The sequence below is a fragment of the Dulcicalothrix desertica PCC 7102 genome (assembly GCF_003991905.1).
GTDB lineage: Bacteria > Cyanobacteriota > Cyanobacteriia > Cyanobacteriales > Nostocaceae > Dulcicalothrix > Dulcicalothrix desertica.
Genome location: NZ_RSCL01000033.1, coordinates 66,427 through 92,886 on the forward strand (window position 1 = coordinate 66,427; position 26,460 = coordinate 92,886).

Genomic DNA, 26,460 nt, shown 5'->3' on the forward strand with positions numbered 1-26,460 from the left:
AAATAATGAAGCAAGTTTAGTTTTAAGTTAGGTTTTTTAGCGCCTAATTAAATTGAATACTACATTTTTGATGAACACTTGATTTTGGTACAAAATCAAGTGTTCATCAATATTTTTGTTTGATTGCAATATAAATACAATATAAATAATAGATATATTTTACCAAAAGAATGTTCATTTAAAAGAACCATTAAATTCGGTACTTTTTAATTAAAATAACTTGGAATTTTAAAGGTTATGAAAGCCAAAAAAATAACGATTACTTTTGCTCTAACTACTTGTCTGACTGCTGTTGCCGGAACGAAAGCTGCACAAGCTGCATCTCTGACGGTAATTGCTGATGGAATTAGTAACGCGCGCGGTGCGGCATTTGGTCCTGACGGTAATCTTTATGTAGGTGAACCAGGTATTGGGGGAAATGGGAACTGCCAACCATCCCCTAGTACATTGTTTCAACCTATCTGTGCTGGTAATACTGGTTCAGTGGTCAAAATTACACCCGACGGCAAGCAAGAGCGTATATTCAATAACTTCCAGTCTCTAGCAGAACAACCCAGTGGGAATCAGGGAGCGGGTCCCCAAGAACTCAAATTCGATTCGCAGGGTAATGCTTATCTTCTGACTGCGTTTGCTGGTTATCCGGGAAACCGCGATTTAGAATTAAGTACCCTTGGTACTCAATACCCACTCCCAGAAGCACAACTCCTTACTTTCCCTCCATCACCACCAGATCAAGTATTGAACACCCCTAACTTGGGAAAACTATTCAAAGCTGACTTGAAAACTGAGCAGTTGACAGAAATTTTTGATTTTGGCAAATATGAAATCATTAATAATCCTGATCAAGCGGATGTCGTTAGTAACCCCTATGAATTAAACATTGGTGGCAATACTGCTTACGTTGTTGATGGAGGAGGGAACACTGCTTATAAAATCAAACTTGATGGCAGTGATGTAGCGGCAATTCCATTACCCAAAAAACTCATAAATAACCCAGACTTTCCACCGCTTCCACCAGGAGCAGAGATACCTCCAGGGCTAGTAGAAATACCAGCAGACGCGCTCCCAGAGGGGCAACCTGCGGTGGAACCAGGGCAAATACCAGCTAAAATATTAGTTCAATCGGTACCCACAGGCGCCGCAATTGGTCTTGATGGCGCCTTGTACGTTGGCGAATACTTAGGTTTTCCTTATCCCGAAGGTGAAGCTCGGATTTTCCGCATTGGAGAAGATAATCAACCACAAGTTTTCGCTGATGGGTTTACACACATAACAGACTTAACCTTTGATAAAAACGGTAATTTGCTCGTATTACAGTTTAGCGACCAGGCACAGTGGAAGGGTGACTTACAAAACTTGCCAGGTTCTTTAATTCAACTAGCTCCTGATGGAACTCGGACAACTCTTGTTGCAGCAGGTGAAGGACTAGCATCGGCTGATGGAATCACTATTGGCCCTGACAACCAAATATATGTAACAACGCGCGGTGTCGGTCTAAACCTAGGGCAAATTGTTCGGGTTGAAAGGACGAGAATTCCAGAACCTTCTTCTATGTTGGGACTACTAGTGGTTAGTGCTATTGGTGGTAGTGCAATGTTGAAGCGCAAGCACAGAGTTAGTTGCTAGTACTCTATGTCATTAAATTTGGGGGTTGGTTTGCAACGGATACAACGGATGTAACGGATAATTTATTAGTTACAAACAAGTTCTGGTTTTATAAAATTAACCATCCGTTACATCCGTTTATAATCCGTTGCTAGTCTTCATTAAACTGAATTGCCTTAAGACATTAGACGAGCGCGCCGATTGACTTTTCACCAATTTATAATGCTGAAATCGTGTTGATTTGAGGAATATTTCTCAGTTGTATTGTCTTTTGGTCGAGATTAAAGTTAGCGCTTTCCAATTCTTTCAAACGAGCCAGATATTGCTCATTAACAGCTTTTGGGCGCCCTCGATTCGCGTACAACTCAGGAAGTAATGGGTATTTTTGGCGAACTTAATGATTGTTACAAAACTTTTTATTTCGCCTCAATGCTAAACATCGACGCTCCTAAAACTGATATACTAAGCATTCGATGCAATACGGTTATGTAGAGACGTTACATGTAACGTCTCTACCTCATTAATCAGTCATTAATCGGGTGTAAATGACATAACGCCGCTCGCTGGTTAGTCAAAATTACAGCAATTAAGCAAAGGCAAATTGGCTGGCATCATTTAGGTTCAAGCTGGTTGCTTCAATACCACCTAAAACAGCCAAAGTTTGACCGCCAAAACCAATCTGTGTATCGCTACCAATTTGGCTTAAATTTAGAGTTGATGCAGAGATACCCAAACTAGCACTACCAAGAATGCCAATTACATCAGTACCAACTTGGAAATCAAGAACAGTGTTCGCTATTGAAGGTAATTCCGCATTTACAATCCAGAATTGATCGGCGCCAGCACCACCAGAAAGCAAGTTGTCACCACCGGATTGGACGTAGAATTGGTCGTTACCATCGCCACCTAATGCGCGGTCATTGCTACCGAGGAAGAAAATATCATCCCCAGCCCCACCGGACATGCGGTTGCCACCAAGGGCATTAGTAGCATCGAATACATCATTTCCAGCGCCACCAAATACACTATCGCCTTTGCTAACAAAGACAGTATCGTTACCGCTGCCTAAGTCAATGCGATTACGACCAGCAATGGTCGAAGTTGCTGTTTGTGTATCAACTTCATCATTGCCTGCACCAGTAAATACGGAGTCATTGATACCGTCAAAGCTACCACCAGGGGCGCCTGCAATTAAGATATCATTCCCACTAGTACCGGATACTAACTTGGTTTCTTGCTGGGCAGTAGCAAATTCTGGTGTGACACCAAACAACGTCTGATACATCAAATCGTAGATTTCGGTGTTATCCAAGGTACTAGGTAATTTATCAGCGTTCATACCGTAGGTTTTGGAAACAATGCTACCAGGGAAGTCTGGAGTCCCGACCCAGGCAACACCAAAATTACCCATCGGTCCATCTATACTGTCTTGAGCTGCAAATGGTATCCAAGGCGCCTCTTCAGTTCCTGTACTGCCATTCACACCATCCAACACAGCTCGGTTTGTATTGGTTGTTGTTGGGTTAACGTTGATGAAAGGAGCAGATGGTTCGCTATCGGCGATTGCTGGATTGCTAGGAGTATAGTTTCCAGAGGGACGAGTGTAAGGAGCAAATTGGGACACCTGTAAGCCACCAGCATCGCTGTCTGCGGCAGTAATTACCAAAGTGTTGGGGTCTTGGGTATTAACATAATTCATCGCCACGCCAATTGCTGCATCTGCCCGACGGACTGCCTCAACTGTCCCTACGGCGTTGTTATTGTTAGCAAAGTTATCCGAACCTTCTTCCTCAACTACTACAAAGAAGCCATCTGGGTCTTTATTGAGTATCTTCAAAGACGCTTCCATCATCTCCGCAACAGTAGGCGCCGTTGCTACATACAAAGGTAGAGGATTGCTGCTGTTGAGTCCTAGTTCTTCTTCAGTACTGTCGTCAAAGGTATGTATCGCAGCGAACACACCCAATAATTTCTGTGGTGGGTTAGTACCATTAACTACCTCATTCATTTGCTCTTCAGTGTAGACCACTGTGTAACCCAAAGACTTAGCCAAATCAATTAGGTTAGTAGTAGGGCGCCTTTCGGGGCTGCTTTCTGAAGCATCTAATTCAGCATCGACGTGGAAACCAGTAGTGCCGAATGGCAACATATATAGTTCACCACCGCCCATAATTACGTCGGTACCAGAACGGATTACCTGCTCAATAATTTCAGCATACTTATCGCGCGCCCGAATATTATCACCATCACGGTTAGTAGTTTCCGCAGCAAAGGCAGCAGTACCAGGTTCAGCTAAGTGACCAGATTGAATCAGCGCAGTCGCTTTTCCAGCTTCAATGGCTTCTTCAAGGATGGTGTAGCCAGTTTTAGCAGATGCTGGAGTAACGCGAGTATTATCTTCTTCCAATCCAAAGGATTCGTTAAAGACCTTTACGCCGTTCGCGTGGGTAACTGCACCCGCGTTGGAAGTACCTGTTAGTTGGTTTTCCATATGTCCCAGGTAAACCCCAGCATCGGACATCATGTCCCAGTTGAGGCGCCCATCAGGACCCTTATCGATGTTTCGCAGCGCCATGTAATGCGAAGGGCTGGTACCATCGGGGTGAATGAAGATAACGTTGCCAGTGTCCTTGGTGGCCTTCGGTGCTGCTGTTGGTGCTTCGTTGCGCGAAGGTAGTTCGGTGTTGAACAGAGTTTCGTACATCAACTCGTACATCCCCGTATTGTCCACCGTTGCAGGTAACTTATCTGCATTTAGACCGTGTGCCTTCGATACGATGGAACCGGGGAAGTCGGGTGTACCTGCCCAACCGACAGCAAAATTGAAAACATCACCATTCGCGTCGGGAGCAGCAACAAAAGGCAGGGTATTTGCTCCTGTTTGACCATCAAGAGGTACGTTGCGTGGCTCGGTAGTGGGGTTATTGTTAATATTGCCGACGGGCTGACCGGGAGTACGCGGGTCAACTACTTGCAAACCACCTGCATCGCTATCAGCCGCAGTTAGCAACAGGGTATTGGGGTACTTGTCAATAAAGTTCATTGCTACCCCAACCGCTGCATCCGCACGACGCACACCTTCTAGGACTCCAGCAGCATTATTATTGTTACCGAAGTTGTCGCTTCCTTCTTCTTCAACAACTGCAATCGAGCCGTTATTGAAGTTAGGATGTTTTTCCATCAACTTCTGGGTAACATCCAGCATCTCGGCGATTGTCGGGGCTGTTTCAGTGTATAAGGGTAAGTCCCGTGAGGCTAAAACTTCTTCTGGACGGTCGTTGAAGGTGTGGATAGGAGCAAATACGCCCAACACTTTGGTTGGTGCTGTAGGAGTCTTTGTCGGATCGAGCAGGTCGTTGAGTTGTTGTTCAGTGTAAACAACGGTGTAGCCGTTGCTTTGGGCTAATTCAATTAGGTTTTCGTTAGGACGTTGCAAGGCGCTAGTGCTGAGAGCATCATATTCAGCCGCCGTGCCGTGGAAGCCATCAGTACCGATAGGTACCATGTTGAGTTCGCCGCCACCTAAAATGAAATCTACCCCAGAGAGGATGACTTCTTTAGTAATATCTACTGCACGCTGACGGGGTGGAATTCGATTTCCATTTGCGTCAACTGTTTCACCAACCTGAGCTACAAAGGCAGCGGTACCAGGCTCATATGCAGCACCCGACTGCACCAAAGCAGTCACCTTGTTGGCTGCAATCGCTTCTTCGATAATGGTCTTACCTGTATTACCAGACAGGGGAGTAACTTGCGAACCATCTGCATTCAAACCAAAGGATTCGGCATATACCTTGGCGCCTGTAGCGTGAGTCACCGCACCACCATTCGAGGTTCCCCCAAGTTGGTCTTCCATATGACCCAGGTAAACACCTGAATTAGACATCATGTCCCAATTCAAACGTCCGTCGGGACCCTTATCTACAAAGCGTGCCAACGCATAATGCGACGGACTGGTTCCATCTGGATGCAGGAAAATTACGTGATTCCCACTGGTAGAATTCATCATATCTATAAAACCAATAATTTTTTGATGACTATGTAGCTATTGTTTTTTGATGGTGTCAATTATTACGCCGCTTCACGTCCGGGGTATCTAGTACACGAATAACTTGATAATATACAGTCACTAATTATTGTTTCCTAGAATCCACGCTTGTTTTCTTGACACAATAATGTCATTCCCTGATTAACGGAAGCTTATCTAGAGTTTAAAGATTAACTTATTTCTTTCTTCTCAGGGTTTTATGCTCTTACCACCTCACTCAAAGCGCGAACGCACAGTTCTAGAAGATGCATAAAAGAAAATTCCTTACCGTTTGAGTTAATAGAGAGCCATTCCACTGTATGGATAGCTCATTAAACGGATATTAAGGATGAAATTAATTATGACTACAGTACATATTGAAGCCAAAAATTATCAATTGGTTGTTTCCCAATTTGTGAAACTTTTCCGCCAATTACTTGCTAAAGCTAAAAATGACTGCTTTGAAACAAAAGGAAAAGCTTTTCTAACAGAGCAATTAATGTATTTTATCCGCAGTCATCAAGCAATAGAAATGATTTTGCCTGGATTTCCCTGCAAGTCACCCAACACAAACTCTAAAGTATTTGGCTATTTACCAGACCGAGGAGAAGAAATTGCCTTAGAATATCTAGATAATTTCTGCGAACAAGTGAGAAAATTTTACGCACCAGGATGTAAAATTATCATTTTTAGTGATGGAACTACCTTCTCTGATTTAATTGGAGTTTCTGAAGAAACCCAAGATAAGTATAATACTACTCTTAAAAATCTTATCAAAGTTCGTCACATTTCCTGGGAATCTTTAGATAGCTTTTTCTCATCACAAAATGGATATGATGCTCTCCGAGAACAACTGATGAGCCAATATTGTTCCCTTGACAAGCAGCAAGTAGAAGCGCAAATCCAAAATGATGAACAAATACGTCAAACTTACCAAGGTCTGAAGAATTTCCTTTTTCAAGACAATCCTTGGACTAATAGTAATTACCCTAAAACAAAAAAAACTCGACTCAAGCAGAGTGGTGAATTCGCTAAAATCATGATTCAACGGAATGATGCATTAACGAAACTGCTTTCAGAAAAGTTTCCACATCATATTCGGCTTTCTGTTCATGGTCATAATAATTCAGGGCCAAAATTTGCTGTTCATGTATTACCCAATGATTCTCGTTGTATCACCCCTTGGCATAACGTAGTTGTTAAAACTTCTGACAATCAAGAAATTATGATGAAAAAAGAAGAGGCAGAAAAATTACCACTAACGGCTTTGGTTAAGCATCACCAACAACCTTGGTATTTTATACAGTCAACTGAAGAAATTTGGAGTGAATGTGAATTAGAAATTATCAACCCGCCAAAAACAGGAATTCGCATTACCTACAAAGGTAATGATAATCAGCAAAAGCCTGACTGTTCTTGCCTTAATTCAAAAACATTACAAAATCTTTGTTTAGAGTATGGGTTTGTGGTTTTACGAGGTTTTCATGTTGACAGTAAAGAGCATCTTGTCGAGTTTTCAAGCTTGTTTGGAAAACCAGTAATCTGGGACTTCGGACCTGTACATACAATTCGACCAAAAGAAAGACCCGATGGTTATATTGCTTCTCGTGAAGCTGTTCCCTTACATTGGGATTTAAGTATGCCACCCTCTTACTTAGAAGCAAGCGGTCGCTATGAAGATTTTACACCTCAGTTTTTTATTCTTTATTGTCATAAAGCTCCAGCAAATGGAGAAGGACAGACCACAGTAGTTGACGGTCGAAGAGTGCTTGAAAACGCAGGTTCTACAAAAGTTGAGGCTTGGAAACAAATAGAAATTGATTATTTCACCAAACTTACTTACTATGGAGGCAAAAAACACAGCTATCCATTAATTATGCAACATCCGATTACAGGTGAAGATATCCTTCGCTATCAAGAAGCTTCTAGCTCTAAATTACAAACCTTTGAGCTATCATCACAAAGTCTACCTCAACAAGATTTTCAACAACTAATTACTGAACTACAAGCCAAGGTGTACGACGATAGCTGTTTAATTTGCCATGATTGGCAGCAAGGCGACCTACTTTTAATTGAAAATCATTACATGTTGCATGGTAGAACCGCTGCAAGCGATTTAACTGATGACCGAGAACTCTGGCGCGTGCAGTTATTACCACACTCACTTCCACAAAGAACTGTATTGAATTTTTCAAACGAGTTAGACTCAAACAAAATCGCCTAATACTAGGATTCATCAGTCACTCCTGAGCGGGCTAGGTATCAGGCGCCTACCTGCTACCGCTTCAAGTGATTTAAGAGATATAATTCATTTTTATGCGCGCGGTTTTTACACAAACCTGCCGAAATTGTTACAAATCTTATCATGTAGCCCCCAATGTTAAACAGCCACTGACTAAAACTGATATACTAAACGCAAGGACAATTCTTTATTGGTATTTTCCGGCATGACAGCATCAGTAGAGCAAAACCTTAATAGAAGTACTTACATTCCACCATTAGAAAATGGCGATAGGTTGACTCGTCATGAATTTGAACGGCGATATACCGCAATGCTGCATATTAAAAAAGCAGAATTGATAGAGGGAATAGTATACATGGCATCTCCGGTAAGACACGTAAACCACGGTAAACCTCACGGAAGATTGATGACGTGTTTAGGGACTTACGAAGCAGCAACTGAGGGTGTTGATTTGAGTGATAATGCAACAGTTCTATTAGATGCAGACAACGAACCGCAACCGGATGCTTTGCTGCGTATCGAGTCGAATGGAAATTCGCGTATAAATAAAGATGGTTATATTGAAGGGGCGCCAGAATTAGTTGCCGAAGTTGCAGGAAGTAGTGCAGCGAACGATTTACACGATAAGAAAAAAGTTTATCGTCGCAATGGTGTAAAAGAATATATTGTTTGGCAAACGTTAGATAATAAACTTGATTGGTTTTGCTTGCAGAATGGCGAGTATATATCTTTAGAAGCTGATGCAAGTGGTGTAATTAAAAGTCAGGTTTATCCAGGTTTGTGGTTAGATGTGAAAGCATTGCTTGCAGGTGACATGGCAAAGGTTTTAGCTTTGCTACAACAAGGTTTGAGTAGATAGTCGCATGTAAGTTTTGTACAAAAATTAGCGAAACTATAAGTTGGATAGGCGCCTTCTACAAGATAATGGGCGCCGTTGCTTATCTGTAAAACATATTACACTTTATTGAGAGAATTTTCTCCTGATACTAATTTAGAGATATAGGGAAAATCTTGTTGTTTATTTGTATAGAAAGCATTTTTCAGTCAAACGTTAGTCAGGTAAAATAATTACAGTGTTCTAGTATAAGTGTAATTAAAACAAGAGAGCAGATATGCAGCAGCCAGCTTTGGACTTTCGGCAAAACCTTATTCAAAAGATTGCAAAGTGGAAAGCTGGGTTAGCTGACTTGGGGAAACGCAATCTAAGTATCAAGTTTAAGCAAGATAGCCCACGAACTTTGGAGATTCTCACAGATTCTGCTAATATTCTCTTCCAAAACCTTATATTTGAGAAGAAAACGCTTAATTTTCAGATGTTTGATAGTGAGTATCAAGATACTTCTCTATTGAAAAATAATAAAGCATTACCAGGCGCCGCAAGTCCTCTGGAATTAATTACTCGCCAAACAGGTAACGAACAACTCAAACGACTGAAGAAATTACGTAGTGAAGCGCGACTGTCATTTGAAGAGCGAGGAGTAAACAGTTTATTTCTTGCATTGGGAGCGTTAACTTGGTATGACAAGGATAAACCAGAAGAAGCTTTAACCTCGCCACTGATTTTAGTTCCTGTAAAGTTAATTAAGCAACCTAGACGAGATGTATATAAACTATCTGCCTTAGAAGAGGATGTAGTATTAAATCCGACTTTGGCACAAAAGTTAAAGCAAACATTTGGCATTGAGTTTCCAGAAGTAGAAATTATACAAGACTTAAATTACGACGAAATAATTACTTTAATTAGCGAACTTTTAGTAGAATTCAAGACTTGGCAAATTCAAGATAATGTGTTCCTATCACTGTTTTCTTATGCCAAAGCTGCAATGGTTCGGGACATCATTGAAAATGAGACTCTAATTTTTTCTCACCCGATTTTGCAAGCGATTAGTGGAGATTTAACTAGCTATCAGTCCAACTTTAAAGAACCACCAAATGCCGAAGCTTTAGATTCACTAGTTAAACCAGAACAAATATTTCAAATTTTAGATGCTGATTCTAGTCAGCAAGTTGTGATAGAAGCAGCAAAAAGAGGTTCTAGCTTTGTTGTTCAGGGACCACCAGGAACTGGTAAAAGCCAAACTATTGTAAATATGATTGCTGAACTGGTTGGTGAAGGTAAATCAGTTCTATTGGTTGCAGAAAAAGAAACAGCATTAAGTGTTGTTTATAAGCGCATGGTAGAATGTGGTTTAGACCATATTTGTCTTAATCTCCACCACAGTGGTACAACTGATAAACGCAAACTTATCCAGAATTTAGACAAAACCATTAATGATATATCACAAATATCTAGTTCAGAAAATCACAATTTATTTTTTGAAAGGTTTGCTTATAATCGTGAATTAGTTAATTCATATCACACAAGCTTACATGCGAAAGAAAAGCCTTTAGATAAATCAGCATTTGAAATATTTGGTCTACTTTTGAAGAAAGAGCGCGAAGGAATTCCAGATATTGACATTATACTTTCTAATTTCAATCAATGGGATTTACACAAATTGCAAGATGCTGAAAATTTATTGAATCAGCTAGCGCAGTTTTTACCGTTCTTTCAAGGAGATAAAACAACTATTTGGGCAAAAAGTTCTCTCGCGACTTATTCTTATAAGCTCGAATTAGAAATTAGAGAAAAAATACAAGAGTTCCAGCAAGCAATTATTTCAACTCAAAATATTAGTCAAGAGTTACAAATAACGTTGCAAATTCAAGCTTTATCTAATTTAGAGTCACTCGAAAATTGTTACTCAGCTATATATCATATAGTAAAGGCGCCATTAGAATTACCAGAAAATTGGACTAAATTAGAAGTTTCGACCGTTTGTGAAGCATTTGGTATTTTAGAAAAAGACGTTCAAGAAATTGAGAAAAACAAGCTTTCTCAAGAATCTCAAAATCTACTTGCTCGACTTTCTTCATTTTTATTATTCCTAAAAGGAGAAAAAACATTTATTTGGGAACGAAGTAGTTTAAAGCATTGCTCTGAAACGCAAGAATTGGAAATCAAAAGTAAAATTGAGGAATTTCAACAAGCAATTTCTTTAATTCAAACAGTTAGTCAAAAGCTTGAAATGACGCTTAAAGTTCAACCTTTGTTGAATTTAAGAGATGTACAAATTTGCTATCTAACTCTTCAACATATATTGAAGGCGCCATCTAAGTTACCAGAGAACTGGGTCTTATTAAATATTTCAATTATTCGGGATGCTTTAAATATTTTGAGGAACGATGTTCGAGAAATTGAAAAAAATAAGCTTTCAGTAGAAGCTGAAAATTTACTGCATCAACTTTCTACGTTTCTACCCTTATTAAGACAACAAACTACAACCATCTGGCATAACAGTAAATTACAATCTTGCTCAGAAACTCTAAAACTAGAAATTAATAACAAAATCGAAAGTTTTCAGCAATTACTTTCTTCGCTCCAAACAGCATCTCAAAAGCTTCAAAATATTTTACAAATTCAGCCGCTATTAAATTTAGGAAATATTGAAGCATCCTTACCTGCTCTTCATTATATATTAAATAGTCCATCTGATTTGCCAAGTAACTGGAACACAGTAGATGTTTCAATTGCTCAGGATGCATTTGCTAAGTTAAAAGCAGATATTACATTTTTAGAAGAGAACGAACCATTTTTAAAACAAAAGTATAATTATGAGTTATTTTCTTCCGAATTGCCAGCTTTGAATAATAGATTTCAAAGATATAATCGTTATTGGATTATTAGAATTTTTAATACAAAATGTAGAAATGACGTTAAGTATTTGAAAAAACTACGTATTCAAGGAGGACAGATTTCGTTTAATGAATTAAAACGTGATTTATTACAAGCGGTTGAAGTACAAGCAGCTAGAAATGAACTGTATGAAAGCAACTACCCTGCTCGTCAAGTTTTTGAGTCTTTATTTAACCCTGAATTTTCTCATCTGTCAGAATTAATTAAAATTGAACAAGCTTTAAGTTGGCTGACTAACTTACCAAATTATTCGCTGACTCATGACTCTGTTAGGCGCCTAATAAATTCTCCATCTTTACGGCATGAACTAGATGAATTAGTAAAAATAGTTGAATCATTCCCTGAAAACTTTAACCAGGGGATGAATTTTTTAACTACATACTTTAACGAAAATGATATTATTGGGCAATATTTACCCATAAATGAAATATTATTTACTGACCTGATAAAATTTTTGAATCAAGCTAAAACTGATTTACCGCATTTTCGTAATTGGTCAACATACAAAGAAATTCATACTAAACTAGAAAATTTAGGATTTCAAAACTTTGTAGATGCTTTGCGAGATAATAAACCAAGTCCTATAGTCGTCCTTCAAAATAAACTCAGCCAAATAGATTATTTACCTGCTCAAGTTTTTGGCTGTTTGTTTAACCCGCAAATTTCGAGCCAAGCAGAATTAAAGCAAATTGAGGAAGCTTTAAATTGGCTGGTTGATTTACAACAGTATTCGCTCGACACTGAGTATATTCAGCAAGTTCTCAATTCTGCTGGAGAGCGACGTGAACTAGTTGAATTATTTGAAAAAATTCAATCTTTTCCTGAAAGCTTTAGAAAGGGCATGAATTTGGTACTTATGTACTTCAAGGAAAACGACATTGTTGGGCAATATTTGCCTCATACTCAAATTTTATTTACCGATTTGGCAAATTTTCTATTTGCAGCTAAAACTGATTTATCACATTTCCGCAATTGGTTAACATATAAAGCAATACATACAGAGCTAGAAAATTTAGGACTTCAAGAATTTGTAGATGCTTTGCGGGATAATAAACTAAATCCAATGGCTGTCCTTAAAAATAAACTGAGTCAAGCTGATTATTTACCGACTAAAATTTTTGGTTCTTTGTTTAACCCGCAAATTTCCAGTCAAGCAGAACTAAAACAAATTAAAGAAGCTTTAAATTGGCTAGTTGATTTACAACAGTATTCGCTCGATACTGATTCTATTCAGCAAATTATAAATTCTCCCTCTCAGCGACGCGAACTCAGCGAACTTGTAAAAAGATTTGAATCAACACAAAAAAGTATCAAGCAAGGATTAGATTTTATCCTTTCATATTTTAATGAAAGTGATATTACTGATTCTTATTTACCAAAAAATAAAATTACTTTCGTAGAATTAGAGAGTTTCCTTAATTTAGCCCAGTCTGAACTATCTGATTTTCAAGAATGGTTAACCTATAAAGAAACCTATGAAAAACTTGAAAATTTAGGAATTAAAAAATTATTAGATGCTTTACGCGAGCGCAAAATAAAACCATTACAATGGTTTCCATGTCTAGAGAAAATTATTTATAAAACATGCCTTGATGCTATCCTTGCTCAAAAACCTGAGTTAAAGAACTTTAATGTAGAGGTACACGAACGACAAATTCAAGATTTTTCTAAACTTGATAGCTACCAACTTGATGCTGCCAGAGAACGTTTAAAGCAACTCCACGCACAACGCTGGCAAAATCACGAAAAAAGCTTAGATATTCAAGCTGAGTTACAAATACTAAAAAGAGAAGCAACTAAGAAAAAGCAGCATTTGCCAATTGGTAAACTTCTCAATGATAAACAAAAAGGGGCGCCAAACTTAGTCAAAGCTTTAAAACCTTGCTGGATGATGAGTCCGCTATCAGTCAGTCAATATATTGATGCTAATGTAATTCACTTTGATGTTTTAATTTTCGATGAAGCTTCTCAACTTCGCACGGAGGATGTTGTTCCTGCGATTATTCGTGCTGACCAAGTTATTGTGATTGGTGATAACAAACAACTTCCACCTACATCGTTCTTTGCAACCGCAGATAATGGAGAAGATGCGGAAGATGAGGATAATGCAAGCTATGAAAGCGTTTTAGATGAATGTTGGAATTTTATGTTTCGCCACATGCTTAAGTGGCACTATCGCAGTCAGGATGAGCGCTTAATAACTTTCTCCAATAAACATTTTTACGACTCTAAATTAATAACATTTCCGAACCCAGTTCAAAATCCAGATTTGGGAGTATGGTTTAAACATGTTCCTGATGGTATTTACGACCGAGGTGGGCGCCGGGATAATAGACGTGAGGCAGAAGTAGTTGCTCAGTTAGCGTTAGAACATTTTCAATCATATCCCAACCAATCTCTCGGTATTATTGCATTTAGTGAAGCTCAAGCTAACGCAATTCAAGAGCAAATAGAGATTTTGGGACGCGACAACCCCGAATTTGATATATTTTGCAGCGATAACTCACCTCAGTTTTTTCTTAAAGCACTAGAAAATGTTCAAGGTGATGAACGAGATGTGATATTACTTAGCGTAGGTTATGCTCGTGACTCAGAAGGTAAACTTCATCTTAATTTTGGCCCAATTATAAAACAAGGTGGAGAACGGCGCCTGAATGTAGCTATTACACGGGCAAAAAGCAAAATTACTTTAGTCTCCTCTCTTCTAGCTGCTGATATAGATATAACACGCAGTCAAAGTAAAGGTATAAAGTTGTTACGAGATTACCTAGAGTATGCAGAAAGCGGTGGCAAACGACTCGAAGGTAATTTGTATAGCAATGAACTTAAATTTGACTCACCATTTGAAGAAGATGTTTACCACACCTTAGTAGAGCATGGGTATACGATACGTACTCAAGTTGGATGTTCAGGTTATCGAATTGACCTAGCAGTTGCCAACAAAAATCACCCAGGAGAATTTTTATTAGGCATTGAATGTGATGGTGCATCCTACCATAGTTCTCCTACTGCCAGAGACCGTGACCGTTTAAGACAACAAGTGCTTGAAAAACTTGGCTGGAACATCCACCGAATTTGGTCAACAAATTGGTTTCGTAATAAACCTGCTCAAATTTGTCTCTTGGTCGAAAAAATAGAGAGGCTACAAAATCAAAATAGTTAAATTTTTGAATGTGATTTTTAAATCAATATATTGTCTGCTTTTGTATTTGAAACACGCCCCAAATATGATTTTGCTAAGTGCTAAGAGTATTCATACTATTGGCGGGTTATGCAAACTTAAAAGTGGATTTCCCTGTAAATCCATTCCAATCACAAATCCAGTTCCACGTCGCGATTCATCTCGTGGAACATCTGGCGCCAGTAAACTTGCAGGTAGCGAATGCTAATTGTGCTTTGAGCCAGGGATTATTATGAGGAATAATATCGGCACGAGGGCTATTAAACGCTGCCCATAAAGTATTCTTATCGTCTATATAGATATTGTGAACAAAACCAGGTAAATTATCTGCAAATATATCTTCTTTTCCTGAAGAAGCACCTTTGAGCCAGTAGCGCTTGATGCGGTATCGATATTGGTCTGCAACTAGAACATAAGATTCATCGGGAGCAAGTGCCACACCATTACCAGACGTTAGTTCCCCAATTAGCGTGCGAGTCTTACCAGTCGCTGGATTGTATTCCAGCAGGCGCCCTTTAAAGCTACCTTCAAGAATTGTAAGGATGTCAGAACTGAGTCCTTGATAATCACTACTCGTACCCTGAGTAAAAAAGATTCTTCCAAAGGCAATTTACTGGCAGTGAGCCGGTGCGCCAGATAGCATTCATCCCGTTTACAAATGGCAAGTTGGGAACCCCAACCTTTCACAGTCATCCCGGTATTGACGACCCAAAGGTACACACACCAGATATTAAGTGGCATCTATCAGGTCGCTTCTTGAGTGTGACGTTTCCTACCCGAAATGAAGCTATTTTCTATGAGGTTGACCGTCTATAATGTACTATATAGTTTATTAGTATGCTATGCACATGTGGTGCCTCTTATAAAAAAGATGAGCCATATTCATACTAACCCTAGCAAGCTATAGCGCTCTATGTATAATATATAATTACTATCCTAAAGATTAGCTTCATGTTACAACCCACCCATCTACTGTTTGTCTTGAGATACTAAAATGGCTAGAGATGTTTTTCATCAACAAGTTAAAAATGCATTAATTAAAAATGGATGGACAATTACTAATGACCCTTTAACAATTCGTATAAGTGAAGCGGTTAAAGTACAGATAGATTTAGCTGCCGAAAACGCCATTGCGGCGGAACGTGATTCTGAAAAAATCGCAGTTGAGATAAAAAGCTTTATTGGTGGTTCTGATATAAATGAATTTCACACTGCGCTTGGTCAATATCTAAATTATTATCAGGCTTTAGAAGAAAAACAACCAGAACGAACTGTATATTTAGCAGTTCCAGACGAAACTTATAAAGATTTTTTTCAACTTCCTTTTATTCAGCGTGCAATTCAACGATATCAAATTAAACTAATAACATATGACCCGAAAAAGGAGGAAATACGGCAATGGATAAAGTAGAGAAATATCGGCAATTAATTAAACAAATTTTAAGTGAACACGCATATGTCAGTATTGATGCTGACACAGTAAAGCCACAACTAATTTTTGATTTAGAAAACGACCATTATCAACTATCTTTTGTTGGTTGGGAAGGAGATAAGCGGGTATTTGGTCCCATCATGCACTTTGATATTATTCAAGGTAAGATATGGATTCAATACAATGGTACAGAAGAACTGATTGCCGAGAGATTAGTTGAACTGGGTGTACCTCCATCAGATATTGTTATTGGTTTTTATTCTCCTTTCAAGCGGCAATTTACTCCTTATGCAGTTGAGTAAAAAGAGTTATATAAAGCTATACAACTGTATCAACCACTGGAAAAGTCAGTAAGTAAGTGGCACAGTACTTTACAGAGGGATTTTGGCAGTAAGCGCTCTTCAAAGTCAACCCGTACAACCGACGGAACTACTAGTCGCAATTCTCGAACGGGAAATGCCTTGGGCAATTGCAGTAGGGTTTGAAATTGATCGTTATAGTGGGATTATTGCCCATTATCTCCTGTTTTAAGAGAGCTTATTGAGGTACTCTCTCTAAAAGACCTTATGGAGACTCTGAGTAAGCTGTAACTAACTCTTCCTTATTTTATATTTGCTGTGTATTGTTTAGGAGTAACCCCAGTAAAACGCTTAAAATTTTGCGTAAAATTACTTTGACTGTTAAACCCAACTAAATAAGCAATTTCTGCAATATTTAATTGAGAATGCAATATTAATTCTTTCGCACGTTCTACCCGACACTTCATTACAAATTGGTAAGGCGCCAAACCTGTTGCTTCTTTAAATAAACGAGAAAAATGATATTGACTCATTTCTACGTGTTGGGCTAACGCTTCTAAAGAAATATCCTCTGCTAAATTCTGATGGATATAATCAATAGCTTGTTGCAGTTTATATTTTGTTATCCCACCCCTGAAATTTTGTACAACTGCTTTTTGAGCAGAGTAATATTGCAACAAATGTGCTGCTAAAGCTGTTACCATTGACTCCGCGTAAAAAGAACTTCCTTGTGGATTTGTTTGCAATATATTTTTCAATGCCGAACCAATCTGGTAAATTAATGGGTCAAGTTTATCAAAATGGGGTACTAATTCTACTTTATCAGGGTCAGTTGATTCATATGCAACACGCGCAATAACAGATGGATTAATAATTAAAAACGTACAGTCACTTGCTTGATTACAAGTTAGTTTATGAGGTGTATAAGCAGGAATAATAGCGACTTCTCCAGTACTAATTGAAGTTTCTTGTCTTTTGTTTTCAAGTACTCGCTCTAATTTAGCTATTTGTGTATCGCTAATATCAACTACATGCTCTGTATAAGAATGTTCAATGCTTTCCCAAGCTGGTAAGCTGTTGTGCAGAAGTTGAATACCTTTCCAGCCTGCATTTCTACTGGAATACACTGCTTGGCAAGGTAAAATCTTTAAAACGTCCTCTTCTTTTGCTAAATCAATAATAGGAGAATCGTTCTGTGGCATTACCTTTACCCTGCTGTATCTTGGATTTTAGATTGATGAGTTTAAATCTAAAAAACTAGTTGGATGGATATTTAGATTTTCTTAATGATAATTAGCATAACAGCCTCTTTGATATTAGATAATTGGAAATACCTATAAATAGCATAGGTTATAATCTATGCTAATGTTTTTGTATAAAAAATTATCAAGGATTCACAGGAAACAGGAAGCGCGTAATATATTCAAAATGGTTGAGTTTTATTTTTTGATAATAGCTTGCAGAAGCGCCAGATAAAACATCCTGCGGAAATTGCAACACCTATTGACTGCCCTAACCACAAACCTGTACCACCAAAACCGAGATGGAATCCTAGAAAATAACCCAAAGTTAAACCTATTCCCCAAAAAGATATTAAGCTTAAAATTACTGGCACGCGCGTGTCTTGCAATCCTTGTAATGCTCCGTAGGTAGTTTTTTGTACTCCATCGAGAATTTGTGCAAAAGCTGCGACTGTTAACATTGAAGTTGCGAGCGCTAACACTTTGGCATTTTCTGGATTGTTGATATCTAAGAAAAGCCCAACAACCTGTTGCGAATGAGTCAGAAGTGCTACTGCCGTTAAAGTCATGAATATTGCCGCACTATATATGCTAACATAACCTGCTCTAAATATACCTTCATAGTTTTTCTGTCCCAACCATTGACCGACACGCGCTGTTGTTGCAAAAGACATACCTAAAGGAACCATGTAAATAACCATTGTTGTTTGCAAGATGATTTGATGCGCTGCAAGTACTTCAGTTCCTAATATACCCATGAGGTAAGTAACAACCGCAAATAAACCGCTTTCTAATGCCGCAGCAATTCCAATCGGCGCCCCAATCCATAATAATTCTCGGATAATTGTTGGTTTGATGCGATGTAAATTTTGAAATACTCGGTAATTTTTAAGTCGTTCATGTTTAACGACATAAATTACTAAAGTCAAAAACATTAGCCAGTGAGAAAGAGCGCTTGACAAAGCTAAACCAGCTAATTCCATTCGAGGAAAGCCAAATTTACCGTATCCTAAAGTGTAATTTCCAACAATATTAAATAGCGTTCCCCCAATTACGATTACCATCACTGGACGAGCTTGAGAAAGTCCAGAGATAAAGCTTCGCAGCATTGCAAACCCTACTGCTGGAAATAATCCCCATAACATTACATCTAAGTAGCTATTGGCTAAGGTAACAGTATTTACTGCTTGCCTAAATTTAATCATTAAACTATCCATATGCCCAATTAAGAACATCGTTGGTATCGCAATTAACAGCGACAACCATAATCCCTGACACCCTAATACCGAAACGCGCGTTTTTTTACCTTCACCATAAGCTTCAGCAACAAGAGGACTCACCCCCATTACAACACCACTTGCTGTGTACGATATTACAAGAAAAGTGAACGAAGCCAAACCTCCCGCAGCGAGAGCTTCTTGTCCTAATCTACCCATCATCACAGTATCTACAAAACCCGTCAATGACTGTGTTACTTGAGCGCTCGCCAAGGGTACTGCTAGTTGGACAAATTCTCGGATTTCTGTTTTTAATTTGGGGTTTAGAGATATTGAGGTCATAAGTTGGTAACTGGTAACTGGCTCTTCGAGCGTGAAATAGGTAATTATTTCAATGCAGCTTGATGTAGGGTGCGTGGCGCCACGAAAAAATCAAGGGTCTAGTTATAAGACTTGTAGCGCCACGCATCACTAGGGGCTGATAGTTACAAGTTAAAGATGTTCAAAAAAAAAATCTTTCAGTTTCTTGCGCGAATATAAAAATCTTGCTATTCAAAGACAATCATCATAGACAGCACGCTTATTCACTGCGGCTCAAATAGCCAAACTAACCATCAGGCACTTACGTGATTATAATAATTAGATGTAGTTGAGAGTCGTGCAAGGAAATACACATGCAAGCAGCGTATGATTCGATTGCTAATTGGTATGACGCTTGGGTACGTGATCAAACCTCAGTTGACAATACAACTGTATCGACCTTCCTTGATTTTATCGGCGCCGTGGATAACCAGTTAATATGCGATGTAGCCTGTGGACAAGGACGTATTGCTCGTGAATTGGCTCAAAAAAAGGCACGAGTTGTTGGAATAGATATTTCTTCTCAACTGATTGAAATTGCACAACGAGAAGAACAGCAGCTTGGGCTTGGTATTCAGTATTTGCTTGACGATGCTCAAAAGCTTGCACAGCTTGATGATTGCAGCTTTGATGGTGCAACTTCTTATCTGGCGTTAATGGATATTCCTGATTTAGAGGCACTGTGCCATGCAGTATATCGGATACTTCGTCCAAGAGGCTGGTTTTGGTTTGCCATTACCCATCCCTGTTTTGAATCGCCTCATAGTCAATGGCGTACTGATGCAGCTGGAAAAGTCAGTTTGGAAGTGACGCAGTACTTTACAGAGGGATTTTGGCAGTCGGCTAATTCAAATCGAATCCGAGGTATCTTAGGCGCCTATCACAGAAAATTATCTACTTATATCAACACTTTGATTGGAACTGGTTTTGAGATTAAACAAATATGCGAACCAGAAGCGACACAGGTAGCCATAGAGCGCGTTCCTGGATGTGGCATTGTTCCAACCATTCTTTTTATATCCTGTGAAAAAAAACATTACAGCAATCAATACCTTCGCCAAAAATATGATTGGCAAAAAGACTTTTGCCGTCAACGTTTCCAGTCAAACAAAATATTGAATCTGTCTGCTACACGTTGACCCCAGAGTCCTTATACATCAAGCTTTTGAATCTAAAAACCCGGTGTGGAATAACGGGACGGAGTTTTTAACTAGTCTGGGAATTATAAAGCTTGTTTCTCTTATACGAAAAAACCTTAATTCTAGAAGCGTTGATGCTAGGTTATGACTCCGAAATCTGGCGAAGGTATTGAGCAATTAGAAGTTATTTACCAAAAATTCCTGTGTAATTATAGCCAATCCCAACTAATAGTCCGGCGTCAGTATCATTACCAATAAAACCTATATTTACGCGAACTGTTGCCGTTAGGTCTTGAGATATTGGAACATCTACTCCTGCTGCTAGTAAAGGGTCTAATTTAAATTTACTAGTAACTCTAATAAGCGTACCGCCACCTATAAAAGGTGAAGCAATTACTTGCCCTGCACTATCTCTTATTGGAATTGAACCAGTTAGAGCTAATGCACTAGTTGCTGTACTATTACCGAATATTGTTGTTACATCATGCAACGCAAAATTTCCTGTGAATGCTGTTTTACCAAGAATTGCAAAATTGGTATCTGTGATACCCGTTGCATCTCCACTGATGCCAAAATTGGCGCCAATTCCTATGTAGCTTTGGTTATAATTTATATCTTTTTCATTTTGGTTAGTGTGAAATGTTGGTTGTATTTGGCTAGTTTGAGTTAAATTGGAATCATTCGATATAGAAGGGGCAGGGGCACCCAAAACTTGACTAGAGTTCTCAAACATAATTGCAGCACTGGGCAATATTAAGATGATGAATTGAGCAAAGTAATAGTTAATTTTTATCACTGTTAAAACTCCTATTTTATGCTTGTTTAAATTTTGACTAAAAAGAAAATACTGTGCGAAGTGTGCTTGTTACAATATCACCGTTACTATCTTGGTTTCCTGCATTAGTAATGACTTGAACCGATGGTGTAATACGAATATTTTGGCTCAACGGATAGTTATAAAAAGCTTCTAAACTTGTTTGAGTTGCATCGCCAATATTACTATCTATGAATGGTTGACCAACTGCTACCCCAAGAATGGCGCCTTCTTGGAATAAATCTCGTAGAGAAACCCCTGCCATCCAATAATTTGGTTCTATATCCCCAAATACTGTGTTATCAAAGCGACTGTAGCCGTACCTACCAAAAATTCCAAACTGTGTACCTAATGTAAGCTCAAAATTGGCGCCAACTACATCAAAGCGGTTGCTAAATACTTCTCCACCGCTGTATTGCAGACGCAAAGCAAAATTCTTAGTAGGGGAATATTCTATCTCCATAGTTCCTTGATAACTATCACCAAATAAGCCACGCTCTCCACCCGGTGAATTGGGATATAACAAACGTGAAAATGATGAGGCGCCAGTAATTCGCCCAGTGTTACCTGGGTTCGCTGCATCAGCAACAGCATACACCGCTCGTAATGCAAATGCTCCTTGTCCTGGTTTCCAGTCAACTGCACCTCCAGAAGCTGGGCCACTAACAGGAAAGAGAATAAAGTTATTTACAAAAGGTTGAGTGCTAAAGTCTAAAAAACTTCGATTAGCATAACTGTTACGGTCTAAATAATCAGTCGCGCGAATATCTGGCCCAATAGAAACTATGAAATCACTACTTGGCCTAAAGGTGTAATATAATCTTCCGATTACCATATCACGGTCTACAGGTGGCTTAACTGAGTAGTCCAACGAACTACCGAAATTTGGTTCTAGAACTCCTGCGGCATTATCTAATGCGCCACCACTACCAGTCTCAACTCGTATTTTGAGTAAGTCTGTACCGTGGAAACTTGTATTTAAATCAACTCCCGCTCTATATATTACTGTTGGGTTAGGATTTGTATCAGCTAGTTCTCTCCCATTAGAGTCGGTAATTCGTTTTCCATCAAACCCACCTGCATTAACAGACATGATTACTTGTCCTTGTAACTTGGTAGTTGTAGAAAATTGTTGTGATTCCAAACCTGCTGTATGAGCTTGCAAAGTATCTACTTGTTCTTGCAAGATAGCGAGTTCAGTGCCAAACTCTTCTTGGAGCTTTTTTAAGGTTGTGAGTTCTTTTGTTTTAACGCTTCCGTCTGTAGCTGATGACATAAATTGAATAATGTTGTTAAAACAAGTATTTAGACCAGCAGCAAACTCATAACGGGTGATTGCGCGATTACCACGGAAATTGCTATTGTATCCAGCAATACAAGCGTAACGTTCTATCAGTGATTGTAGTGCTTTAAATGCCCAATCACTAGGTTGAACATCAGAAAGTTCATCGACCGATGTGATTTGATCACCAGAAGGCGCCTCACTCATCTCAGTTACGCTTTGAAAAACGTTAGTTTCTGCTTTTGCTGAATATTTAGTCAAGAGCAAGTAAAGTAACAAACTAATTCCAAGAGCAATGGTACGAGTTATAGATTTCTGGTAGATATTGGTGGCAGCAGTGTAATTTAACATGTCGTGCGGATATTGAAGGCTATTTTTATTTGGCAAGCATGGTTACAGAGATGTTTTACGCCGTCCCCAAGGTTTCAATACTGAAATTACGATGATGAGTACAAGTACAAGCGTTTGTACGGCGCCTCCAACAATCACTGCATCACGAATAGAAACATAGGTAGGATTTTGCAAGACTTGTAAACGTTCGGTTGCAGAAATAGATGTAGCTTTTTTAGTCCAAGGGCCAAGCCAAACTGAACCAATGATGATGAGCATCATAGTTAAAATCTGCTTTGCAATTACCCAGCGATGCTTGAAAAATCCCCAAACTGTAAAGCTGCACAAAAATAACCCCGAAACTAAAGATGAAACTGCTGAAGGAACAATAATCAACTCACCCATTAAGTTACGTGCTGCATTGATTGCATAGAGTTCGTTACCGTTTGCCCAGTTTTGATAGTAGTAAGCAAGAGCTAGTGAGCAAAAAGCAGTCCCAAACCAAATGCTTGCAGAAACAATATGGAAGCTCAACAACCAATTTTTCTGGTGTACTTTCAATTTCATGACCAAAATCCCTAATTAAATTAGCTGCCTGATAGTTAGGCACCTAACGGTATTATGTCATGCCTGCCAATTAAAGTAAATATTGTTAGGCGGCTTATAATAAGGTAGCTATCCATAAATACACCTCTATGCGAACTTTCCCAAATCGCCAAGCTATTGATGAACTTGCTAACCAGTATTCTGAACTAGATATTCCCTCTGTCGAAACCTGTTTGGCATTTCTTGATGTAACGGCATCCGTTTATGCAGCCTTCGATATCCACTTTGCTCGTTATGGTCTTTCAATCGGAAAATTTACACTATTAATGCAGTTGTATGTTGCTTCCGAAGGACTTACACCTTCTGAATTTGCTGAACGCGCTGATGTAACTCGTGCTACTATCACTGGGCTTTTAGATGGACTTGAGCGAGAAGAACTAGTTAAACGCGAAGCACATCCTAGCGACCGTCGAAGACTGATTATTCGTCTGACTCAAAAAGGGCGCCAGTTAGTTGCTAAAATATTGCCCGATCATTTCTGTCGCACCACAGGATTAATGGCAAATCTTACATCAACAGAGAAGAAAACTCTGATTAAGTTATTAAACAAGGTACAAACTGGAACAGATGCTCTGTCAAATCCAGACTTTCAAAACCCAACCTAACAAGAACTTCCTCGCAGCCAATAGTTAATAGTCAATACTCCTCAGAAGCTCAACCTCAAAATACTTAATATGTTTAATATTCATGTATTTAGCACTGATGCTATAGGACAGTATACAAAACTTTAAGAAAGGTTTACAACAATCTAATCTAGTGTTCCTGATATAAGCGCTTGCTCCCGCTCCCCAAAAGCTTTGCTGTTTTATCCTCACATTGATGAGCATATTATTGCTCGCGCAATGAATAATAAATATAGATTATTGGACACGCGCGGTAACAGCACGTTGTAATCTAGCAAACGCGCGGTTGTAATTTAAAATAGCAGCTACTCTATCGTAATTGCGTTAGTTGTTTCTTTGTGGCGCCGCAAATTTCTTGTCCAAGTATTTTTAAGCTTCCAGATTGTGCCGACCGCAAACCCCCCATTAAAGATTAGTAGGGTGGTTTTTCCAGAACCAGATGGCCCAGTCATTATCACTGGTTGAAGTTTTCCCAAGGCTGTAACTTGCTTAACTTGAGGTATTGTGGTTTTTTCTGGGACTTTCGGAGTTTGCCCAATCTGAGAAAACCCATAGAAAACCGTCACCCCTGTCATACAAGTGGCGCCAATAATTAAAGCAATCATCCACCGATTTTTTAACGGCTTGGATATCACTTGGAAACTCATCTTAATTCCCCATTAAATTTAAAATTAGACTAAAAGCCAGGATATTACGCAGTGTGAAAAAGATTAGCCAGCCGTATTACTACCATCTATTCATTATTCAAAGAGTAAATTTTACAGAAAGGCAAAATATTGTTTAATACATTTGAACCTCATTATCTCAACAAGTTGATATTGGCAACAAGAAAATCTTACCTTCTCTTGCAGAAAGGTTGCGAAAACCATATAGTTAAGATGTACTGTTATTCAATGTCAATAGTTTTGGGTAAGAAAAACGAACCGCAAAGAACGCAAAGAAAGAATTAGAAAGATTGCCTTATCTATGTCAACAAGTTGATATTGTAAGAAAAATCTGTTAACGTATCTATAGTGGTTCATAATTATTTTGGCAGTGTGTCCAATTTAAGGATGATTCAGGCACAATGTATGTAGCAAATATTTTTGGCGGGCGAGAGCATAGTTTAAAGGTGAATCAATTTATTAACAACCGCAAGATTATTAATGTTTACCGAGCCTGCGCTGTGCTTGAAACTGTCCTTGATACTGCCTTGGCGCCTATAGGACTAACTACAGCCCAATGGGGGTCATTGCGAATTATATATGAAAATCCTGGTTGTTCAGGTGCAGATATTTCGCGTTTTGCTTTTGTGTCTCCACAAGCTTCTACCACAATGTTGCAACGCTTGGAGCAAGCAAAACTAATTACTCGGCGCCCCCCGAAACGTGGTCGAGTGCTGGAGACTTATCTGACACAGCGTGGTGAGGAGCTTTTGCGCGAAGGTGACAATATAGTAGATGAAACCGAAGCGCGCTTTTTCTCAAATTTTACACCCTCTGAACAAAAGGATTTTAACGAATATCTCCTGCGTTCTATTGCGAATTTAGATTTTAATAAATGATTAAAGCAAACTAATTACGAACCATTCTTCAACGTAAATGCTTTAACTATACCGTCTAGATGGTATAGTAGTTATAATTAATGATACTTTATCTGGTAGTCATTGCAAATGATACAGAAAGCTATTGCACTAATTCCTTCTGAATTCCGTTGGGGACTGTTTTTTCCGATGCTATTCCTCAACGCTTGGCTTTTGCTTATACTCGTACAACAAGTGCAACCTCTAGCTACAATAGTGGTTCTAGCTATTTTGTTTGCATTTTTGCTCGATTACCCAATTGGGTTTTTGGAAAAACTTGGTTTAAAGCGAGTATTAGCAGTAGTACTGGTATTCGTAAGTGCTTTGATTGGTATAACTGCTATAGCTCTAACGTTGGTGCCTGAAATTATCCTCCAAGCTAACGATTTACTAATTAATCTACCGCATTGGATTGAATTAATTGACAAACAAGTCGATGTTCTCAATGCTTGGGTAGAAGCTCGACAGCTACCCATAAATTTGGATGGAATTACTGCTCAGTTTAGTGACCAGTTACTTCACCAAGTTCAGGTAATCGCTAGTCAAGTGTTTAATGTTGCTTTTGAGACTCTTGGTAGTATTGCGAATATTTTTTTAATCCTTGTTTTCACGCTTGTGTTGACTTTGAGTGGTGATAGAGTTTGGAAAGGTTTATTAAGTTGGTTGCCTTTATGGTGGAGAGAGCAAATAAGTAAGTCGGCGCCAAAATTCCTAACTATGTAACGAAAAGTTAATAAGAGACGTTAGAGTTAAATTTTACACGCT

The 26,460-nt window shown here is 38.8% G+C and carries 20 protein-coding genes and 1 pseudogene; 12 read left to right on the forward strand and 9 right to left on the reverse strand.

The window, feature by feature from the left end; all coding sequences use genetic code 11:
• Positions 1-237 precede the first annotated feature (237 nt).
• Positions 238-1,626, forward strand: a complete 1,389-nt coding sequence (locus DSM106972_RS43405) for a ScyD/ScyE family protein (protein WP_127086529.1) — start codon at positions 238-240, stop codon at positions 1,624-1,626.
• Between the two features lie 196 nt (positions 1,627-1,822).
• Here DSM106972_RS43405 and DSM106972_RS54355 read toward each other — a convergent pair whose 3' ends face one another.
• Together DSM106972_RS54355 and DSM106972_RS43410 are read right to left on the reverse strand one after the other, a co-directional pair.
• Complete coding sequence (locus DSM106972_RS54355; protein WP_186538441.1) at positions 1,823-1,969, reverse strand: hypothetical protein; 147 nt, start codon at positions 1,967-1,969, stop codon at positions 1,823-1,825.
• A gap of 222 nt (positions 1,970-2,191) precedes the next feature.
• The gene (locus DSM106972_RS43410; protein ID WP_127086530.1) at positions 2,192-5,614 is read right to left on the reverse strand and encodes an alkaline phosphatase; all 3,423 of its coding nucleotides are present in this window, start codon (positions 5,612-5,614) and stop codon (positions 2,192-2,194) included.
• Between the two features lie 379 nt (positions 5,615-5,993).
• On the opposite strand from DSM106972_RS43410, the gene DSM106972_RS43415 reads away from it, so the two are divergent.
• From DSM106972_RS43415 to DSM106972_RS43425, 3 genes are all read left to right on the forward strand, one after another.
• Positions 5,994-7,856, forward strand: a complete 1,863-nt coding sequence (locus DSM106972_RS43415; RefSeq protein ID WP_158632967.1) for an isocyanide synthase family protein — start codon at positions 5,994-5,996, stop codon at positions 7,854-7,856.
• A gap of 223 nt (positions 7,857-8,079) precedes the next feature.
• Positions 8,080-8,733: a Uma2 family endonuclease gene (locus DSM106972_RS43420; RefSeq protein WP_127086532.1), complete on the forward strand. Its 654-nt coding sequence runs from the start codon at positions 8,080-8,082 to the stop codon at positions 8,731-8,733.
• Between the two features lie 253 nt (positions 8,734-8,986).
• The gene (locus tag DSM106972_RS43425) at positions 8,987-14,773 is read left to right on the forward strand and encodes a PDDEXK-like endonuclease domain-containing protein (RefSeq protein ID WP_127086533.1); all 5,787 of its coding nucleotides are present in this window, start codon (positions 8,987-8,989) and stop codon (positions 14,771-14,773) included.
• Between the two features lie 175 nt (positions 14,774-14,948).
• Here the strand turns inward: DSM106972_RS43425 and DSM106972_RS43430 are convergent, their stop codons facing one another.
• Positions 14,949-15,401, reverse strand: a complete 453-nt coding sequence (locus tag DSM106972_RS43430) for an SMP-30/gluconolactonase/LRE family protein (RefSeq protein WP_127086534.1) — start codon at positions 15,399-15,401, stop codon at positions 14,949-14,951.
• A 17-nt stretch (positions 15,402-15,418) separates the two neighbouring features.
• Here DSM106972_RS43430 and DSM106972_RS43435 point away from each other — a divergent pair, with 17 nt between their 5' ends.
• From DSM106972_RS43435 to DSM106972_RS51820, 4 genes are all read left to right on the forward strand, one after another.
• Positions 15,419-15,607, forward strand: a complete 189-nt coding sequence (locus tag DSM106972_RS43435; RefSeq protein WP_127086535.1) for a hypothetical protein — start codon at positions 15,419-15,421, stop codon at positions 15,605-15,607.
• Between the two features lie 178 nt (positions 15,608-15,785).
• Entirely contained in the window at positions 15,786-16,202 is a 417-nt protein-coding gene (locus DSM106972_RS43440; RefSeq protein WP_127086536.1) for a XisH family protein, read from the forward strand.
• Positions 16,190-16,525 (forward strand): XisI protein, encoded by a 336-nt coding sequence (locus DSM106972_RS43445; RefSeq protein ID WP_127086537.1) that lies wholly within the window; start codon positions 16,190-16,192, stop codon positions 16,523-16,525. Before DSM106972_RS43440 ends, DSM106972_RS43445 begins: the two co-directional genes overlap by 13 nt.
• 82 nt (positions 16,526-16,607) lie before the next feature.
• Entirely contained in the window at positions 16,608-16,754 is a 147-nt protein-coding gene (locus DSM106972_RS51820) for a hypothetical protein (protein WP_158632968.1), read from the forward strand.
• A gap of 70 nt (positions 16,755-16,824) precedes the next feature.
• Here DSM106972_RS51820 and DSM106972_RS43450 read toward each other — a convergent pair whose 3' ends face one another.
• Positions 16,825-17,724 (reverse strand): helix-turn-helix domain-containing protein, encoded by a 900-nt coding sequence (locus DSM106972_RS43450; RefSeq protein WP_127086538.1) that lies wholly within the window; start codon positions 17,722-17,724, stop codon positions 16,825-16,827.
• Between the two features lie 221 nt (positions 17,725-17,945).
• A complete protein-coding gene (locus tag DSM106972_RS43455; protein WP_127086539.1) occupies positions 17,946-19,322 on the reverse strand; it encodes an MATE family efflux transporter in 1,377 nt (458 codons plus the stop codon).
• A 332-nt stretch (positions 19,323-19,654) separates the two neighbouring features.
• Between DSM106972_RS43455 and DSM106972_RS43460 the strand changes: the two genes are divergently transcribed.
• Positions 19,655-20,479, forward strand: coding sequence for a class I SAM-dependent methyltransferase (locus DSM106972_RS43460; RefSeq protein ID WP_127086540.1), 825 nt, complete (start codon positions 19,655-19,657; stop codon positions 20,477-20,479).
• A gap of 184 nt (positions 20,480-20,663) precedes the next feature.
• On the opposite strand, the gene DSM106972_RS43465 is transcribed toward DSM106972_RS43460, so the two are convergent.
• From DSM106972_RS43465 to DSM106972_RS43475, 3 genes are read right to left on the reverse strand one after another with little or no spacing between them, the layout of a single operon-like run.
• On the reverse strand, positions 20,664-21,275 hold the full coding sequence (locus DSM106972_RS43465) for a hypothetical protein (RefSeq protein WP_127086541.1): 612 nt from the start codon (positions 21,273-21,275) through the stop codon (positions 20,664-20,666).
• A gap of 37 nt (positions 21,276-21,312) precedes the next feature.
• The gene (locus DSM106972_RS43470) at positions 21,313-22,926 is read right to left on the reverse strand and encodes an iron uptake porin (protein WP_127086542.1); all 1,614 of its coding nucleotides are present in this window, start codon (positions 22,924-22,926) and stop codon (positions 21,313-21,315) included.
• Between the two features lie 42 nt (positions 22,927-22,968).
• On the reverse strand, positions 22,969-23,472 hold the full coding sequence (locus DSM106972_RS43475) for a hypothetical protein (RefSeq protein WP_127086543.1): 504 nt from the start codon (positions 23,470-23,472) through the stop codon (positions 22,969-22,971).
• A 128-nt stretch (positions 23,473-23,600) separates the two neighbouring features.
• Here DSM106972_RS43475 and DSM106972_RS43480 point away from each other — a divergent pair, with 128 nt between their 5' ends.
• Complete coding sequence (locus tag DSM106972_RS43480; RefSeq protein ID WP_127086544.1) at positions 23,601-24,116, forward strand: MarR family winged helix-turn-helix transcriptional regulator; 516 nt, start codon at positions 23,601-23,603, stop codon at positions 24,114-24,116.
• A gap of 331 nt (positions 24,117-24,447) precedes the next feature.
• Here DSM106972_RS43480 and DSM106972_RS43485 read toward each other — a convergent pair.
• Positions 24,448-24,592: pseudogene (locus tag DSM106972_RS43485) on the reverse strand (ATP-binding cassette domain-containing protein); the annotation flags it as partial.
• A 608-nt stretch (positions 24,593-25,200) separates the two neighbouring features.
• On the opposite strand from DSM106972_RS43485, the gene DSM106972_RS43490 reads away from it, so the two are divergent.
• Positions 25,201-25,677 carry a MarR family winged helix-turn-helix transcriptional regulator gene (locus DSM106972_RS43490; RefSeq protein ID WP_127086545.1) on the forward strand — a complete coding sequence of 159 codons (477 nt, stop codon included), beginning with the start codon at positions 25,201-25,203 and terminating at the stop codon, positions 25,675-25,677.
• Between the two features lie 108 nt (positions 25,678-25,785).
• Positions 25,786-26,418 (forward strand): AI-2E family transporter, encoded by a 633-nt coding sequence (locus DSM106972_RS43495; RefSeq protein WP_127086546.1) that lies wholly within the window; start codon positions 25,786-25,788, stop codon positions 26,416-26,418.
• Positions 26,419-26,460: the final 42 nt, after the last annotated feature.

Bases quoted from the DNA above. Each gene is read 5' to 3' on its own strand.
- DSM106972_RS43460 (WP_127086540.1), top strand. From the start codon at position 19,655: ATGCAAGCAGCGTATGATTCGATTGCTAATTGGTATGACGCTTGGGTA.
- DSM106972_RS43445 (WP_127086537.1), top strand. From the start codon at position 16,190: ATGGATAAAGTAGAGAAATATCGGCAATTAATTAAACAAATTTTAAGT.
- DSM106972_RS43490 (WP_127086545.1), top strand. From the start codon at position 25,201: ATGTATGTAGCAAATATTTTTGGCGGGCGAGAGCATAGTTTAAAGGTG.
- DSM106972_RS43495 (WP_127086546.1), top strand. From the start codon at position 25,786: ATGATACAGAAAGCTATTGCACTAATTCCTTCTGAATTCCGTTGGGGA.
- DSM106972_RS43475 (WP_127086543.1), bottom strand. From the start codon at position 23,472: ATGAAATTGAAAGTACACCAGAAAAATTGGTTGTTGAGCTTCCATATT.
- DSM106972_RS43425 (WP_127086533.1), top strand. From the start codon at position 8,987: ATGCAGCAGCCAGCTTTGGACTTTCGGCAAAACCTTATTCAAAAGATT.
- DSM106972_RS43470 (WP_127086542.1), bottom strand. From the start codon at position 22,926: ATGTTAAATTACACTGCTGCCACCAATATCTACCAGAAATCTATAACT.
- DSM106972_RS43440 (WP_127086536.1), top strand. From the start codon at position 15,786: ATGGCTAGAGATGTTTTTCATCAACAAGTTAAAAATGCATTAATTAAA.
- DSM106972_RS43415 (WP_158632967.1), top strand. From the start codon at position 5,994: ATGACTACAGTACATATTGAAGCCAAAAATTATCAATTGGTTGTTTCC.
- DSM106972_RS43410 (WP_127086530.1), bottom strand. From the start codon at position 5,614: ATGATGAATTCTACCAGTGGGAATCACGTAATTTTCCTGCATCCAGAT.
- DSM106972_RS43480 (WP_127086544.1), top strand. From the start codon at position 23,601: ATGCGAACTTTCCCAAATCGCCAAGCTATTGATGAACTTGCTAACCAG.
- DSM106972_RS43405 (WP_127086529.1), top strand. From the start codon at position 238: ATGAAAGCCAAAAAAATAACGATTACTTTTGCTCTAACTACTTGTCTG.
- DSM106972_RS43450 (WP_127086538.1), bottom strand. From the start codon at position 17,724: ATGCCACAGAACGATTCTCCTATTATTGATTTAGCAAAAGAAGAGGAC.
- DSM106972_RS43455 (WP_127086539.1), bottom strand. From the start codon at position 19,322: ATGACCTCAATATCTCTAAACCCCAAATTAAAAACAGAAATCCGAGAA.
- DSM106972_RS43420 (WP_127086532.1), top strand. From the start codon at position 8,080: ATGACAGCATCAGTAGAGCAAAACCTTAATAGAAGTACTTACATTCCA.